Source organism: Micromonospora sp. L32 (genome assembly GCF_052068055.1).
Classification (GTDB): domain Bacteria; phylum Actinomycetota; class Actinomycetes; order Mycobacteriales; family Micromonosporaceae; genus Micromonospora; species Micromonospora purpureochromogenes.
In genome coordinates this window covers 1-14,254 of record NZ_JBQHDD010000020.1, presented here as the reverse complement: position 1 = coordinate 14,254, position 14,254 = coordinate 1, and the positions used below count along the sequence as shown (strand labels likewise).

13 protein-coding genes and 2 pseudogenes are annotated in these 14,254 nt (G+C 73.8%); 10 read left to right on the top strand and 5 right to left on the bottom strand.

The annotated features are described in order from the left end of the window. Positions 1 to 41: 41 nt before the first annotated feature. From ACTMTB_RS30565 to ACTMTB_RS30555, 3 genes are all read left to right on the top strand, one after another. Positions 42 to 1,163, top strand: a complete 1,122-nt coding sequence (locus tag ACTMTB_RS30565) for a CapA family protein (RefSeq protein WP_441149598.1) — start codon at positions 42 to 44, stop codon at positions 1,161 to 1,163. A 92-nt stretch (positions 1,164 to 1,255) separates the two neighbouring features. Then, entirely contained in the window at positions 1,256 to 1,918 is a 663-nt protein-coding gene (locus tag ACTMTB_RS30560) for a GntR family transcriptional regulator (protein ID WP_441149597.1), read from the top strand. Next, entirely contained in the window at positions 1,915 to 3,210 is a 1,296-nt protein-coding gene (locus ACTMTB_RS30555; RefSeq protein WP_441149596.1) for an MFS transporter, read from the top strand. Before ACTMTB_RS30560 ends, ACTMTB_RS30555 begins: the two co-directional genes overlap by 4 nt. Positions 3,211 to 3,223: 13 nt before the next feature. Here ACTMTB_RS30555 and ACTMTB_RS30550 read toward each other — a convergent pair whose 3' ends face one another. Next, positions 3,224 to 3,643, bottom strand: a complete 420-nt coding sequence (locus ACTMTB_RS30550; RefSeq protein WP_154936846.1) for a hypothetical protein — start codon at positions 3,641 to 3,643, stop codon at positions 3,224 to 3,226. 143 nt (positions 3,644 to 3,786) lie between these two features. Here ACTMTB_RS30550 and ACTMTB_RS30545 point away from each other — a divergent pair, with 143 nt between their 5' ends. Further along, on the top strand, positions 3,787 to 4,875 hold the full coding sequence (locus ACTMTB_RS30545; protein ID WP_441149595.1) for an S-(hydroxymethyl)mycothiol dehydrogenase: 1,089 nt from the start codon (positions 3,787 to 3,789) through the stop codon (positions 4,873 to 4,875). Next, positions 4,872 to 5,501 carry an MBL fold metallo-hydrolase gene (locus ACTMTB_RS30540; RefSeq protein ID WP_441149594.1) on the top strand — a complete coding sequence of 210 codons (630 nt, stop codon included), beginning with the start codon at positions 4,872 to 4,874 and terminating at the stop codon, positions 5,499 to 5,501. Before ACTMTB_RS30545 ends, ACTMTB_RS30540 begins: the two co-directional genes overlap by 4 nt. Positions 5,502 to 5,524: 23 nt before the next feature. Here ACTMTB_RS30540 and tsaA read toward each other — a convergent pair whose 3' ends face one another. From tsaA to ACTMTB_RS30525, 3 genes are read right to left on the bottom strand one after another with little or no spacing between them, the layout of a single operon-like run. Further along, complete coding sequence (tsaA, locus tag ACTMTB_RS30535) at positions 5,525 to 5,938, bottom strand: tRNA (N6-threonylcarbamoyladenosine(37)-N6)-methyltransferase TrmO (RefSeq protein ID WP_441149593.1); 414 nt, start codon at positions 5,936 to 5,938, stop codon at positions 5,525 to 5,527. Further along, on the bottom strand, positions 5,935 to 6,888 hold the full coding sequence (locus tag ACTMTB_RS30530; protein ID WP_441149592.1) for an anti-sigma factor RsbA family regulatory protein: 954 nt from the start codon (positions 6,886 to 6,888) through the stop codon (positions 5,935 to 5,937). Before ACTMTB_RS30530 ends, tsaA begins: the two co-directional genes overlap by 4 nt. After that, positions 6,885 to 7,742, bottom strand: coding sequence for an MEDS domain-containing protein (locus ACTMTB_RS30525; RefSeq protein WP_441149591.1), 858 nt, complete (start codon positions 7,740 to 7,742; stop codon positions 6,885 to 6,887). The genes ACTMTB_RS30530 and ACTMTB_RS30525 overlap by 4 nt, the downstream gene beginning before the upstream one ends. A 196-nt stretch (positions 7,743 to 7,938) precedes the next feature. On the opposite strand from ACTMTB_RS30525, the gene ACTMTB_RS30520 reads away from it, so the two are divergent. From ACTMTB_RS30520 to ACTMTB_RS30505, 4 genes and pseudogenes are all read left to right on the top strand, one after another. Beyond that, positions 7,939 to 8,403 carry a VOC family protein gene (locus ACTMTB_RS30520; protein ID WP_280840859.1) on the top strand — a complete coding sequence of 155 codons (465 nt, stop codon included), beginning with the start codon at positions 7,939 to 7,941 and terminating at the stop codon, positions 8,401 to 8,403. Between the two features lie 53 nt (positions 8,404 to 8,456). Beyond that, positions 8,457 to 9,569 carry a DUF3626 domain-containing protein gene (locus ACTMTB_RS30515; RefSeq protein WP_441149590.1) on the top strand — a complete coding sequence of 371 codons (1,113 nt, stop codon included), beginning with the start codon at positions 8,457 to 8,459 and terminating at the stop codon, positions 9,567 to 9,569. Between the two features lie 256 nt (positions 9,570 to 9,825). After that, positions 9,826 to 10,005: pseudogene (locus ACTMTB_RS30510) on the top strand (hypothetical protein); the annotation flags it as partial. An 81-nt stretch (positions 10,006 to 10,086) separates the two neighbouring features. Beyond that, positions 10,087 to 10,518, top strand: a pseudogene (locus tag ACTMTB_RS30505) (hypothetical protein); the annotation flags it as partial. A gap of 78 nt (positions 10,519 to 10,596) precedes the next feature. Here the strand turns inward: ACTMTB_RS30505 and ACTMTB_RS30500 are convergent. Continuing rightward, on the bottom strand, positions 10,597 to 12,225 hold the full coding sequence (locus ACTMTB_RS30500) for an alkaline phosphatase D family protein (RefSeq protein ID WP_441149589.1): 1,629 nt from the start codon (positions 12,223 to 12,225) through the stop codon (positions 10,597 to 10,599). Positions 12,226 to 13,261: 1,036 nt separating this feature from the next. Here ACTMTB_RS30500 and ACTMTB_RS30495 point away from each other — a divergent pair. Then, positions 13,262 to 13,855 (top strand): hypothetical protein, encoded by a 594-nt coding sequence (locus ACTMTB_RS30495; RefSeq protein WP_441149588.1) that lies wholly within the window; start codon positions 13,262 to 13,264, stop codon positions 13,853 to 13,855. Positions 13,856 to 14,254 lie beyond the last annotated feature (399 nt).

The following is a 14,254-nucleotide window of genomic DNA, read 5'->3' as shown; positions in this document are numbered from 1 at the left end:
TGGTCGGGGTACGACGCCGCCGGTGCGGGGAAGCTGGCGTCATGCCCGGCGACCAGGTGACCCTGTTTCTCAGTGGCGACGTGATGACCGGTCGCGGCGTCGACCAGATCCTGCCCCGACCGGGACCGCCGGAGCTGCGGGAGCCGATGGTGGGCGACGCCCGCGGGTACGTGGAGCTGGCCGAGCGGGCGTCCGGGCCCATCCCACGCCCGGTGCCGCCGGACTGGCCGTGGGGGGAGGCGTTGCGGCTGCTCGACGACCTGCGACCGGACGTGCGGATCGTCAACCTGGAGACCTCGGTGACCGGCCGGGGCGAGTTCGCCGCCGGCAAGCAGATCCACTACCGGATGCACCCGGACAACCTGGCCTGCCTCAGCGCCGCCCGGCTGGACGTCTGCGCACTGGCCAACAACCACGTGCTCGACTTCGGCCCGGACGGGCTCACCGACACCCTCGACGGGCTGCGCCGGGTCGGCATCACGCCGGCAGGTGCGGGCCGGGACGCGGCGGAGGCCTGGCGGCCGGCCCGGATCGACCTGGCGGGCGGCCGCCGGCTGCTGCTCTGGTCGGTGGGCGCCCCGTCCGCCGGGGTCCCGCCACAGTGGGCGGCGACCGAGGGGCGACCGGGGGTGGCGTACCTGCCGGAGACGACCGAGGCCTCCGCCGACGCGCTCGCCGAGCGGGTGGCCGGCGAGGCCGGGCCGGGCGACCTGGTGGTGGTCTCCGTGCACTGGGGATCGAACTGGGGTTACCAGGTGCCGGCGGAGCAGGTGAGCTTTGCCCGCCGGCTGGTGGCGGCCGGGGTGCACCTGGTGCACGGCCACTCCTCGCACCACCCCCGACCGATCGAGGCGTACCGGGGCGGGCTGATCCTGTACGGCTGCGGTGACCTGATCGACGACTACGAGGGGATCGGCGGGCAGGAGTCGTTCCGCCCGGAACTGCGGACGCTGTACCTGCCCACCTTCGACACCGACGGTCTGGCCGGGCTGCGCCTGGTGCCGGTCCGGGTCCGCCGGATGCGGCTGGAGCGGGCGGCGCCCGACGAGGCCCGCTGGCTCGCCGAGCTGGCCGACCGCCTCGGCACGCCGTACCGGACCCGGTTCCGCCTCGGCGACGACGGCCTGATCGCACTCGACCCGGCCGGCGGCGGCACCGCCTGATCCGGCCGGCCCGGCCGCCGGCGGTGTGGCGGGCCCCACCCCCGCCCCTCCCGCCACAGCGACCCCACGAGTCAGGGACGCATCATAGATGCATGACGCATCCCAGCTCGCCGCCGCGCGCCGCCGTGCCGTCGGCCGCGGAACGGGCCTACCGCCACCTCAAGCGGGCCATCCTGGAGCAGGTCCACCCGGGCGGGTCGCTGATCAGCGAGGGCGAGATCGCCGAGGCGGCCGGGGTCTCCCGCACCCCGGTCCGCGAGGCGCTGCTCCGGCTCGAGGCCGAGGGCCTGGTCGCGCTCTACCCCAAGCGTGGCGCGCTGGTCCGGCCGGTCTCCGCCCGCGAGATCACCGACGTCGTCGAGGCCCGGCGGCTGGTCGAGCTGCACGCCGCCGAGCGGGTCTGGCCGCAGCGGCACGCCCTGCGCCCGGTGCTCGCCGACTGGCTCGACCGGATGCGCGCGGCCCACGCCGCCGGTGACCTGCGCGCGCTGATGGAGGCCGACCGGGCCTTCCACGCCAGCGTGGTGGAGGCGGCCGGCAACGAGATCCTCGCCGAGCTGTACCACCGGCTGCGCGACCGCCAGCTGCGGATGGGGGAGGCCAGCTTCCGGCTCTCGCCCGGCTGGGCCCGGGTGGCGCTCACCGAGCACGCCGGCCAGCTCGCCGCCCTCGACGGCGACGACCCGCACGCCTGGCTCGACGCCGTGGGCGCGCACATCGACAGCGCCGCCACCGTCTTCCGGTCCCTGCGGTGAGCGCCGCCCCGGCCATCCCGCGCCGGTCCGCCGCGCTGGTCTGGGCGGTCGCGCTCAGCGCGTACGTGGCGGCCGTGTTCCACCGCAGCTCGCTCGGGGTGACCGGGGTCGACGCCGCGCACCGGTTCGACATCAACGCCGCCGCCCTGGCCACCTTCTCGGTGGCGCAGCTGGCCGTGTACGCGGCCATGCAGGTGCCGGTCGGGGTGCTGCTCGACCGGTACGGCTCCCGCCGGCTGCTGCTCGTCGGCGGCGCGCTGATGGTCGCCGGGCAGCTCTGTTTCGCCGTCGCCACCGACGTACGCCTGGCCGTGGCCGCCCGGGTGCTGGTCGGCCTCGGCGACGCGATGACCTTCATCAGCGTGCTGCGGATCGTCGCGTTCTGGTTCCCCGGCCGGCGCAACCCGCTGATGGTGCAGCTCACCGGCACCCTCGGCCAGCTCGGGGCGATCCTCGGCGCGGTGCCGCTGGTGGCGCTGCTGCACCAGGCCGGCTGGACCCCGGCCTTCCTCACCGCCGCCGCGCTCGGCGCGACGGTGCTGCTGATGGTGGCCGCCGGCGTCCGGGACACCCCGCACCGGGAACACGCCGGCGCCCTCGCCCCCGACCTCGCCACCGTACGCCGGCAGCTCGCCGCCGCCTGGGCGCAGCCGGGCACCCGGCTGGGCCTGTGGACGCACTTCGTCACCCAGTTCTCCGGGGCGGTCTTCGCGCTGCTCTGGGGCTACCCGTTCCTGGTGCAGGGGCAGGGTCTGTCACCCACCGCGGCGGCCGGCCTGCTCACCCTGATGACCGTGGCGACGCTGCTCAGCGGCCCGGTCGTCGCGCACCTGTGCGCGCGGCACCCGTTCCGCCGCTCGGTCGTGGTCTTCGCCATCACCGCCGGGACCGCCGCGGTCTGGGCCGTGGTGCTGGCCTGGCCGGGTCGCGCGCCGCACTGGCTGCTGGTGGTCCTGGTGCTGGTCCTGGCGATGAACGGTCCCGGTTCGGTGATCGGGTTCGACTACGCGCGCACCTTCAACCCGGTGCACCGGATCGGCAGCGCCACCGGCATCGTCAACGTCGGCGGGTTCGTCGCCTCGATCCTGCTGATCCTCGCGGTCGGCGTGGTGCTGGACCTGGCCGGCCCGGCCGGACAGGCGGCCCCGACGCTGGACGCCTACCGCTGGGCCTTCGCCGTGCAGTACCTGCTCTGGGCGCTCGGCGCGGTCCAGGTGCTGCGCTACCGCAACGCCGCCCGCCGCCGGCTCGCCGCCGAGGCCGTACCCGTCGACGTCGTGGCCGGCCGCTGACCGTGCGCGGCGGTCAGCGGACCAACCGGCGGTGGGTGAGCGAGTCCAGGACGAGGGTGAGGCCGGCGCCGACCAGCCACGAGTCCTTGGCGATGCCGATGCCCGCCTGGGTGGGCTTGAGGCTGCCCGGCTCGCGCAGGCCGGGCGTACGCACGTAGAGCTGGACCAGTCCGGCCCCGAACGCGGTCAGCCCCAGCCCGCCCAGCAGGGACGGCACGAACGGGGTGAGCAGGGCGGCGCCCAGCGCGATCTCGCTGGCGGACAGCAGCCGGGCGAAGCGGGCCGCGTCGATCTGCCGCAGCTGGGGGAGCGCCCCGGCGGCCATGCCGTGCAGCTGTTCGGCGGCCTCACCCTCCAGCGTCCGCTTGCCGAGCCCCGAATTGAGGAAGAACGCGCCGATGATGAGCCGCAACGGCGCATGCGTGAGCTTCATGTCCACTCCCGTCCCGCGGAGAATCGTGCCGCCGCCTACCCCGTACCGGTCCGCGATAACCCGCCGCGCGGGGCTGGGTCCGCGAGCCTGCGCGGCGGTAGGTTCGCGGGAGGCATGATCGTGGGCGCAGCCGGGAGGACACCGTGAGCCAGGAAGTCCGGGGAGTCGTGTCGCGGCGCAAGGGCGCGCCGGTCGAGGTCACCACCATCGTGGTGCCCGACCCGGGGCCCGGCGAGGCGGTGGTGCAGGTGCGCTCCTGCGGGGTCTGCCACACCGACCTGCACTACCGGGAGGGCGGGATCAACGACGAGTACCCGTTCCTGCTCGGCCACGAGGCGGCCGGCGTGGTCGAGCAGGTGGGGGAGGGGGTCACCGGCGTCGCGCCGGGCGACTTCGTGGTGCTCAACTGGCGGGCGGTCTGCGGCGTGTGCCGGGCCTGCCGGCGCGGGCGGCCCTGGTACTGCTTCAACACCCACAACGCCGCCCAGAAGATGACCCTCGCCGACGGCACCGAGCTCGCCCCGGCGCTGGGCATCGGCGCCTTCGCGGAGAAGACGCTGGTCCACGCCGGGCAGTGCACGAAGGTCGACCCCGCCGCCCGGCCCGCCGCCGTGGGGCTGCTCGGCTGCGGAGTGATGGCCGGGCTCGGCGCGGCGATGAACACCGGCCAGGTCACCCGGGGCGACTCGGTCGCCGTGATCGGCTGTGGCGGGGTCGGCGACGCCGCGGTGGCCGGCGCGGCCCTCGCCGGCGCGACCACGATCATCGCGGTGGACACCGACGCCCGCAAGCTCGAGTGGGCGCGCAGGTTCGGCGCCACCCACACCGTCAACGCCTCCGCGGACGACCCGGTCGAGGCGATCCGCGCCGCCACCGGCGGGTTCGGCGCCGACGTGGTGATCGACGCGGTCGGCCGCCCGGAGACCTGGAAGCAGGCGTTCTACGCCCGCGACCTGGCCGGCACGGTGGTGCTGGTCGGGGTGCCCACCCCGGAGATGACCGTCGAGCTGCCCCTGCTGGACGTCTTCGGCCGGGGCGGCGCACTCAAGTCCAGCTGGTACGGCGACTGCCTGCCCAGCCGGGACTTCCCCCTGCTCACCGAGCTCTACCTGCAGGGCCGCCTCGACCTGGACGCCTTCGTCACCGAGGAGATCGCCCTGGACCAGGTCGAGGAGGCGTTCCGCCGGATGCACCACGGCGACGTGCTGCGCTCGGTGGTGGTGTTCCCGTGACCGCCCGCGTCGACCATGCCGTCACCTCCGGCACCTTCTCCCTCGACGGCCAGAGCTTCGACGTCGACAACAACGTCTGGGTGGTCGGTGACGACACCGAGTGCGTGGTGATCGACGCCCCGCACGACGTGGACGCCATCCGGCGCGCGGTCGCCGGCCGCCGGGTCGTCGCCGTCCTGGCCACCCACGCCCACGACGACCACGTACGGGTCGCTCCCGAGCTGGCGAAGGCCACCGGAGCGCCGGTGCTGCTGCACCCCGCCGACCGGGTGCTGTGGGACCTGGTCCACCCCGACCTGCCGCCCGACGGGACACTCACCGACGGGCAGGGGATCGACGTCGCCGGCACCACCCTGCGGGTGCTGCACACCCCCGGGCACAGTCCCGGCGCGTGCAGCTTCCACGCCCCCGACCTCGGCGCGGTCTTCACCGGCGACACCCTGTTCGCCGGCGGTCCCGGCGCCACCGGCCGCTCGTACAGCGACTTCGGCACCATCGTCGCGTCGATCCGCGACCGGTTGCTCACCCTGCCGCCGCAGACCGTGGTGCACACCGGGCACGGCGACGACACCACCATCGGCGCGGAAGCCCCGCACCTTCCGGACTGGCTGGCCCGGGGGCACTGACCGACGCCGGTACCTGAGTCGGCTCAGCGTTCCCCAAGCCCCGCCAGCACCGGCTTGACGTCCAGCACCGGCGTGCCGTCCAGGGCCTCCAGGTCGGCCACCCGCACCCGCAGGCCGTCGACCACCAGCACCCGCACCCGGTGCAGCCCGATCGGATTGGGCCGGTCCGGGGATCGGGTGTTGAACACCCCGGTCTCCGGCCGGCTCCGATCGCCACGCGGATGCACCGCGAGGACGTCCCGGCGGGCGCGGTCCAGCCAGGTCAGCACCAGCACCTCCGCGCCCGGCCGCAGGTCGCGCAGGGCCGCGCCGACGGCGGGTGAGAAGACCAGCCACGCCTCCGGCGCGCCCTCGTCCCCCTGCTTCGGCGCGAGATCCGCCTCGGTCAGCGGGGACTCCACCCACCCGACCGGCCGCAGCTCGTACGCCCCGCTCACGCGCCCGCCAGGCGCAGGTGCAGCCGGACGGTGGTGCCGGCCGGGGTGGTGTGCACCAGCACCAGGTCGCAGAGCGCCTGCACGATGACCAGGCCGCGCCCGCCGATGCCGTCGTGCCGGGGCACCAGCCGGCCGGTGAGCGGATCGCTCAGCCAGCCGCCGTCGTGGATCTCGCACACCAGGTGTTCAGCGGTGCGCCACACGTGGAGCACACCGCCGCCACCGGCGTGGGCGATGCTGTTGGTGGCCAGCTCGGTCACCGCGATCTGCAGGTCGGCCACCCGATCCGGGTGCAGGTCGGCGGCCTGCGCGTGCCCGGTGACGAAGCGGCGCACGTCGGCCAGCGTGTCGAGGTCGTAGCGGAGCACGGCGACCGGTTCGGCCGGGACCGGCAGCGGCGTGTTGTGCCCGGCGACGACCTGCTCCGGCGCGAAGGTGGGGCTGGGCCGCCGACCGGCCCCGTCGACCAGCACGGGGTGGGTGCGGTACGCGTCCGCGAGCACCGCGGGGGCGAGCCGCGACACGTCGTACGGGCAGAGGATCGCGACGTCCCGCTCGGCGAACGCCACGTTGATCAAGGCGTCGTGCTGCGCGCAGGCCGGCTGCTCCAGCTCGGTACGCTCCGCCCACACCGGCTCGCCGACGATCCGCACCCGGCGGTCGGGGTGCCGGTCGACGAAGGCCTGCAACACCCACGGGATGATCCGCCCCGGGTTGCGCCCCTGCACGGTCAGGTCGGCGTACCGGACCCGGTCGTCGTCCGCGCCGACGGCGGCCCGGATCAGCGCCAGCCGGTCCTCCGGGGCGGCTACCAGGACCGGTTCCCCCCGGGTCAGACCGTCCCCGACGAAGGGCACCGTCAGCGCCAGCAACTCCGCGGCGTCCCGGTAGAACGCTCCCTCGTGGACCAGGCCCCCGGGTATCGGCCCGGTCGCCGCCGCGGCCGTCACGCCGGTGGCTCCGGGTCGGCGCCGTCGACCAGGTCGAGCAGCCGCGTCAACGCCGGGCGGCAGCCGACCAGGCGTACCTGCGAGGGGGCGTTGCGGCGGACGCGGGCCAGCGCGCTCGCGGCGCCGACGTCGGCGAAGCGCAGCTCGGAGACGTCGAGCACCGCCGTCCGCTGGTTGGTGCCCGGACCGGTCACGTGGTCGAGCATGGCGGCGAAGGCCCCCCGGTTGCTCTGATCGACCTCGCCCACCAGGCGCAGTCCGTGCGGTTCCCGCGTCCGGTACGCCCGCAGCATCGGCGCCCAGGCCCGGCCGGCGTTGCGTCCCACGGTGGCGGGGTGGGCGGCGGTGGCCGGCAGCAGGTACTCAGCGGGGAAGAGCCGCCGGTCGTACAGGCACATCGCGGCGGCCTCGCCGTCGAGGAAGAGCCGGTTGACCTCGGCCTCGTACCGGACCAGGTCGGCGACGGAGATGCCCTGGCGGATCGCCCAGCCCATGTCGCCGACGACGCGTACCCCCGCCCGGTCCTCGCGCCGGGCCCGCAGGATTTCGGTGGTGAGGTTGCCGATCATCTCGTCCGGCGTGAACCGACCCCCGGCGGCGTAGCCCTCCACCGCCGGCGCGATCCGCAGCTGGCCGCCGGCCAGCGCGGCCTCCGTGGGCACGCCCGCACCGTCGAGGTGGGCCCGGACGGCGGTCGGGGAGACCCCGTCGGTGAACCAGACGACCTTCTGACCGAGGCGGAGACCGCTGGCGACGAAGCGGCCGGCGGCGTGCAGGCTGCCGGTCTCGTCGTCGTCCACCCAGCAGACGTGGTCACCCAGGTGCAGCTGGTCGACCACCGCGCTTGCAGTCACCCTCATCGCCTTCCGGTCGCCGCGCGCCCCCACTCTAGCCCGCACCCCGGCACCGCCCAACGCCGACGGACGCCTGGTGCCCGCCGGTCCGCCCCCGTCCGCGCTGCCGCCGAACCTGCCTGGCCGTCCTAGGTGGATAGTCAAAGGACTGCGGCCCTGCCGACGACCGGACAGCCGCGGTTCTAGGATCGACCGGATGAGCACCGACGACCGACCGCCGACCGTACGACAGCTGCGCCTGGTGGTGGAGGCCGAGGACTACGACGCCGCGGTCGCCTTCTTCCGCGACGCCCTGGGCCTGCCGGAGCAGGCCGCGTTCTCCGGTGCCGGCGACGCCCGCGTGGTGATCCTCGACGCCGGCCGGGCCACCCTCGAGATCGCCAACCCGGCCCAGAAGCGCATGATCGACGAGGTTGAGGTGGGCCGGCAGGTGGCCCCGAAGATCCGGGTGGCGTTCGAGGTGGACGACGCGCCGGCCGCCACTGCCCGGCTGGTGGCCGCCGGCGCGACCGAGATCGCCCCGCCCACCGTGACGCCCTGGCACTCGCTCAACTCACGCCTCGACGCGCCGGCCGGGTTGCAGCTCACCCTCTTCGAGGAGCTGCGAGACCTCGACGACCGCGCCACCCTCGACGGCTTCGGCACCGATCGCGAGCGCTGACGCCGCCCCGAAACCGGTCGACTGGCCGCGGGCCGCCGCCGATACTGCTGCCCATGCCGGCCGCCACCCGCCCCGTCGTCCTCACCCCGGCGCAGTCCGCCGCGCTGCGCCACGTGCGCACCGTCGCGCTGCGGGACCGCTCGACCGCGCTGGCCACCATCGCCCGACACCTCGCCGGGTCCGGCGCCGGCCACCACCCCGAGCAGCTGATCGCCGCGATCACCGCCGGGGGAGGGCTGACGGTCAACTTCCACCCCGACCGGCTGATCGCCGACGGTCGCACCGTGGCCGAGGTGCTCGCCGAGGAGGGGAGCTACCGCAGCCAGTTCGTCACCGGCATCTCCAACGGCGGGCTCACCGCGTACCCGGGCGGGGACCGGGACCGCTGGGAGGAGGCGATGTTCGGCGGTGCGTACCAGGCCCGCGGCGTAGGCCCCGCCAAGCGACCGGTCTACGGCGGGTTGAACCTGCTCGACCACCCCGACGGCGCCTGCCCCCGCTTCGGCTCCTGCCACCTGCGGCTGCGTCCCGAGGTACTGGCCCGGACCACGCTCTGCTTCGGCGACAGCCACCTGGGGCCGAAGGACTTCGGCACGGTCGACGTCGCCGAGCCGGTGCTGGCCGCCCTGCTGGAGGTGACCGCCGGCACCGGTGTCAGCCTGGGCGTCGCCGGCATGGACATCGCCCGCCTCGTCGCGACGCTGCTGCGCCGGCGGGAGCGGCAGGCGTGGACGCCCGGGTCCGCCGGCCGCGCCCTGGACGACTACGTCGAGGCGCAGGTCCACGGCGGCGTCGAACTGGCCCGGGACGTCGAGGCCATCGTCGTCGACCCCTCGTTCCACGACACGGACACCGGGCGCGTACTGGCCCGGATCGCCCACCGGTGCGGCATCGAGCTGCTGTTCCACCCCGGCTTCGCGCTGCCCGTCGAGGACGTCGACCCGGACTTCCGGGGACCGGCCATCCCGGTGCTGGCCGCCCGGGTGCACGCCGAGTTCGGTACGCCGGGGGCGCCGGTCGACGCCGCACTGATCGGCCGGGCGGCGGCCTCGGTGGTCCGCGAGCCGCAGCGCTGGGCGGACCGGGGGTCGACCGCCGCCGACACCCTCCAGCACCTCAAGCAGCTCTGGCACGTCCTCGTCCGGTTCGGGGCGCCTCGCGCCTGACGTCCGGTTCGGCACGCTCGCGGTTGGCGTCCGGTTCGGCACGCTCGTGGCCGGCGTCCGGTTCGGTCGCGGCCGTCCGATCCTCGGGGTGACCCGCGCCGCAGCCCCCGGGGGCCCTGGCATTTCCGGAATGCCCGACAGGTGAACCTGGTTGTGTCCCCAGAACCGCCGGTAGGCAAACCCCGGCGGGCCAGGCAGTTCCCCCGAAGGGGCGCTCACTGAGCGAGCGCGTCGACACGACGAAAGGGCAACCATCGTGAGGGCCGACTTCACTCGATGGCTCCCCGCCATCGCGAAGAACCGCACCACCGCACTGAAGGTCGCCGGCGTCGCCTGTCTCGGCGGCCTGGCGTTCGGACCCGCCGCTGTGGCCGCCCCCGTCACCAGCGGACCGCACGCCGGGGCCGTGGCCGCCATCGACCTCGCCACCGGCAAGAGCCGGCAGGGCGCCACGGTCGAGTCGGGCCTGACCACCGGCAGCGCGACCGGCAAGGTCCCGACCGGCAAGCCGGGCAAGGACAAGCTCATCCCGCACGGCGTGGAGGGCGCGCAGTCCCGCATCCCGCTGGACGACGAGCAGCTCGCCAACGCCAAGGCCATCGTCAAGACGGCCAAGAAGACCGGCGTGGGGGAGCGCGGCGCGGTGATCGGCATCGCCACCTCGCTGCAGGAGTCGAAGCTCTACAACCTGGGGCACCTCGGCGCGTACAACGACCACGACTCGCAGGGGCTGTTCCAGCAGCGCCCGTCGTCGGGTTGGGGCACGCCGGAGGAGATCACCGACCCCGAGTACTCGTCGCGGGCGTTCTTCGAGGCACTGAAGAACGTGCACGGCTGGGAGGACCTGCCGCTGACCACCGCGGCGCAGACCGTCCAGATCTCGGCCTTCCCGTACGCGTACGCGCAGTGGGAGGAGCAGGCTGCGGACATCGTCCAGCAGCTCTGGTGACCTCCTGAACGAGCAGCACGACCGGCCGGTCCCCGTCACGGGGGTCGGCCGGTCGTCGTTCGCGGGCGTACCCCCGGCTCAGAGCGTCGGGGCGGTCTCCCGGCGCAGCTTCGCCGACCCCGCGCCCACCGAGAATCCGGCCACCCACCGGCTCGCGCTGCCCGCCCGGGTCCGGTCGGCCAGGTGGTACCAGTCCATCCGGCACTGCTGCGGCGTCACCTCCAGCACGCCGTACCCGTGCCCGTCCAACTCCGTCCACCTGACGTGCGGATTCGTCGACCGGATCAGCCCGGCGCCGAGGGCGCTCAGCGGATTGCCGGCCGGCAGCTTGAGGAAGTCGTTGACGTTGTCGCTGGTCACCGACGGCACCACGAACTCGGCCGCGGCCGGGTTGGACAACCCCGTCGACTTCGTGGTCACCTCGTTCGCCCACGACGTGTGGATGTCACCGGTGAGGAAGACGACGTCGCGGGTCCCGGTCGCCCGCAGGTGGTCGACCAGCTCGTTGCGGTCGGCGTTGTAGCCGTCCCACTGGTCGGCGTTGAGCACCGCGCCGTTCTGCGGGATGCCGAGCAGCGTGCCGAGCGGCCCGAGCAGCCACGCCGGCAGTGAGCCGACGTCGACCCGCGCCATCATCACCGGGTTGCCGACCAGCTTCCAGCGCGCCGTCGACGTCGCCAGGCCGGCCTTGAGCCAGGTCATCTGGGCGTCGCCGGTGACGGTGCGACGCGGGTCGTCCACCGCCGTGCCCGAGGCCTGCTGCGAACGGTACGTCCGCAGGTCCAGCATGGACAGCTCGGCGAGCTGCCCGTACCGGAACCGCCGGTAGATCGCGCCGTCCTCGCCCATCCGTACCGGCATCCACTCCTGGTACGCCCGCCGCGCGGCGGCCACCCGGTCCGCCCAGGCGCCCTCCGTGGACGGGGTGTGGTTCTCCGCCCCACCCGACCAGGCGTCGTTGGCCACCTCGTGGTCGTCCCAGGTGATTACCCAGGGCAGCGCGGCGTGCAGCGCCACCAGGTCCGGGTCGGACTTGTAGAGCCCGTGCCGGATCCGGTAGTCCGCCAGGGTCAGCACCTCGTGCGCCGGCTCGACCTTGCGCACCACCGTGCCCCCCGCGTCGAACTGGCCGGTGCCGTACTCGTACAGGTAGTCGCCGAGGTGCACCACCAGGTTCAGGTCGCCCCGGTCGGCCAGCCGCCGGTACGCCGCGAAGTAGCCGGCCTCCCAGTTCGAGCAGGACACCACGCCCATCCGCAACCGGTCGATGGCCGCATCGGTGGCCGGGGCGGTCATGGTCCGGCCCGTCGGCGACCATCCGCCGGCGTACCCGAACCGGTACCAGTACGTCGTCGCCGGCACCAGACCGGAGACCGCCACCTTCACCGTGTGGTCGCGGGCGGTGCCGGTCGTCAGCTGGCCCTGTGCGGTCACCGTGGCGAAGTCAGGGTCGGTGGCGACCTGCCAGCTCACCTCCACATCGGGGCCGACGCCGGAGCCGGGCGTCGCGTCAGGGGTCGGGGTGATCCGGGTCCAGAGCAGGATGCCGTCCGGCAGCGGATCGCCCGAGGCGACGCCGTGCAGGAAGGCGCCACCGGCGGCGTGGGCGGCACCGGCGCCGGCAAGGGTGGCGCCGGCGAGGACGGCCGTGCCGGCGGATGCGCCGGCCATGCGCAGGAGGGTGCGGCGGTCGAGGGTGTTGGTCATGGTCTATGTGTTTACCGGTACCCACCGCGTTCCCGCTGCCCCCTGGGGCGACTGTTCGCCAGTCTTTCCATTGTGTTTCGCTTTCCCGTCCGACGATCACTTTGTTAACGGCGTCCCTTGTGGACCAACTGGCCGAGTCCCGTCCGCCTGCCCGCCGGCACCGACAAATCCGCTGCATGGTGGTGTTCACCGCCGGCCACAACCCTCCCGCCGCCGACCCGTGGGACGTCAGGGTTGTCTCCCGCCTCCGGAGACAGCCGTGGGGTTCCGCTCGTCGTGCGGCGCTCGGACATAGGCGGTCGCGACGCCTGTGCCCGCCGCCCGGATTTCGGGTGGTTGCGACGCCTGTGCCTGGGCGGTCCGCTGGGCGGCATGGCCCGAGTGTTTGGGCTCGGCAATCCCGGGCGGTCCGCTGGGGCGGTCTGGGCCGAGTGTTCGGGCTCGGCCGGTCTGTCCGGATCGCAGAGCGACGACTCGTTCAGCGCTACGGCGAATCTCGACCGACCGCTCGGGCCTGTGCCAGATGTCCGCGTCGCGCCGTGTCCCAGGTCGATACGGTGGCCGGTCCTCGCCGCCTCGCGCGTCCGATATTCGGGCGGCTTGGCGTCCGGTTGTGGGCGGATCGCTCCGGGAGTCGGGTGCTCTGGGCACCCTGGCGGTGGAATGGTGGCCGGGCCGGTGTCGTTACATCACCTGGACGATCGCAATAGCACCCCCGCTGGCCTGGCCCGATCACGTGGGCCGACCGGGGTGCCCGGGCCCCGGAATGACGACGGGCCCCGGGTCGTTACATCACCTGGACGATCGCAGCAGCACCCGCTGGCCTGGCCCGATACATAGGGCCGCCCGGGATGCCGGGCCCCGGAATGATGGTGGGCCGCCGGTCGTTACACATGGACCCGGCGCCGTGAGCCCCCGCTCGCGAAGCCCGCCGGGCGAAGACTTTCCCCCTGATCTTTGAGCGCCTTGTCGTGGTGCTTGCGCGTGTCCGATCCCCCTTTGGGCACGTCGCCAACCCCCGAATGGAGCCACTCTGATGAACACGACCATTCTGCGTAAGAGCGTTCTGGGTATTGCTGGTCTGGCTTTCGCCGGTGGCGTCTTCGCCGGCCCGGTCACCGAAGCCCACGCCAACCCGGTGGACGCCAAGGCTGTTGCTGTGGTGCAGGCGGACAAGCCGGGTGTGGACAAGGGCAAGCTGATCCCGCACGGTGTGCAGGGCAAGCAGTCCCGCATCACCCTGGACAGCGAGCAGACGGCGAACGTGAAGGCGATCATCGCGGCGACGAAGAAGTCGGGTATGGACGAGCGGGCCGCCGTGGTCGCGATCGCGACCGCGCTGCAGGAGTCGAAGTTGGAGAACCTGGGTCACCTGGGTGAGCGCAACGACCACGACTCGCAGGGCCTGTTCCAGCAGCGCCCGTCCAGCGGTTGGGGCACGGTTGAGCAGATCACCGACCCGGAGTACTCGACGATGGCGTTCCTGAAGGGTCTGAAGCAGGTCGACGGTTGGCAGGACATGCCGCTGACCAAGGCCGCGCAGACCGTGCAGGTCTCGGCCTACCCGGACCACTACGCCCAGTGGGAGAAGCAGGCCGCCGACCTCGTCGCCAAGCACTGGAACAACTGACCCCACCTGAACGATCAACGCTGGCCGGCACCCCCGAGCGGGGTGCCGGCCAGCGGCATGTCCAGACCGACCGCCGCGTGACTGGTGCGGGCGGCACCGCACACCGCATACAGCGGTGTGCGCCCGTGCTCGCCTCCGTTTGCGGCGTGTCGCGGTGTCCGAGCCCGGCGATACCACGACACGCCGCAAACGGAGGCGAGCAGCCGACGGTCGATCGAGGCGTGACAGCGGGTGGAAGACTGCACGCGGCGCCGACGCCCGAGCGCGGCGGCGGACGCTGGGCGGGGGTTCGGGCCCGTGAGGGCCGCGCGAAGGCTGCCCCCGGCGGGGGTGTGGCCCGCCGTGACCGGCGCAGGGATCAAGCCTGACCGCCCGGAGCCGGGCACGGCGGGCCACACC

Coding starts and splice junctions, on each gene's coding strand:
- ACTMTB_RS30515 (WP_441149590.1), top strand. CDS start 8,457: ATGCCGGCCGCCACCCGCCCCGTCGTCCTCACCCCGGCGCAGTCCGCC.
- ACTMTB_RS30565 (WP_441149598.1), top strand. CDS start 42: ATGCCCGGCGACCAGGTGACCCTGTTTCTCAGTGGCGACGTGATGACC.
- ACTMTB_RS30495 (WP_441149588.1), top strand. CDS start 13,262: ATGAACACGACCATTCTGCGTAAGAGCGTTCTGGGTATTGCTGGTCTG.
- ACTMTB_RS30500 (WP_441149589.1), bottom strand. CDS start 12,225: ATGACCAACACCCTCGACCGCCGCACCCTCCTGCGCATGGCCGGCGCA.
- ACTMTB_RS30560 (WP_441149597.1), top strand. CDS start 1,256: ATGACGCATCCCAGCTCGCCGCCGCGCGCCGCCGTGCCGTCGGCCGCG.
- ACTMTB_RS30550 (WP_154936846.1), bottom strand. CDS start 3,643: ATGAAGCTCACGCATGCGCCGTTGCGGCTCATCATCGGCGCGTTCTTC.
- ACTMTB_RS30520 (WP_280840859.1), top strand. CDS start 7,939: ATGAGCACCGACGACCGACCGCCGACCGTACGACAGCTGCGCCTGGTG.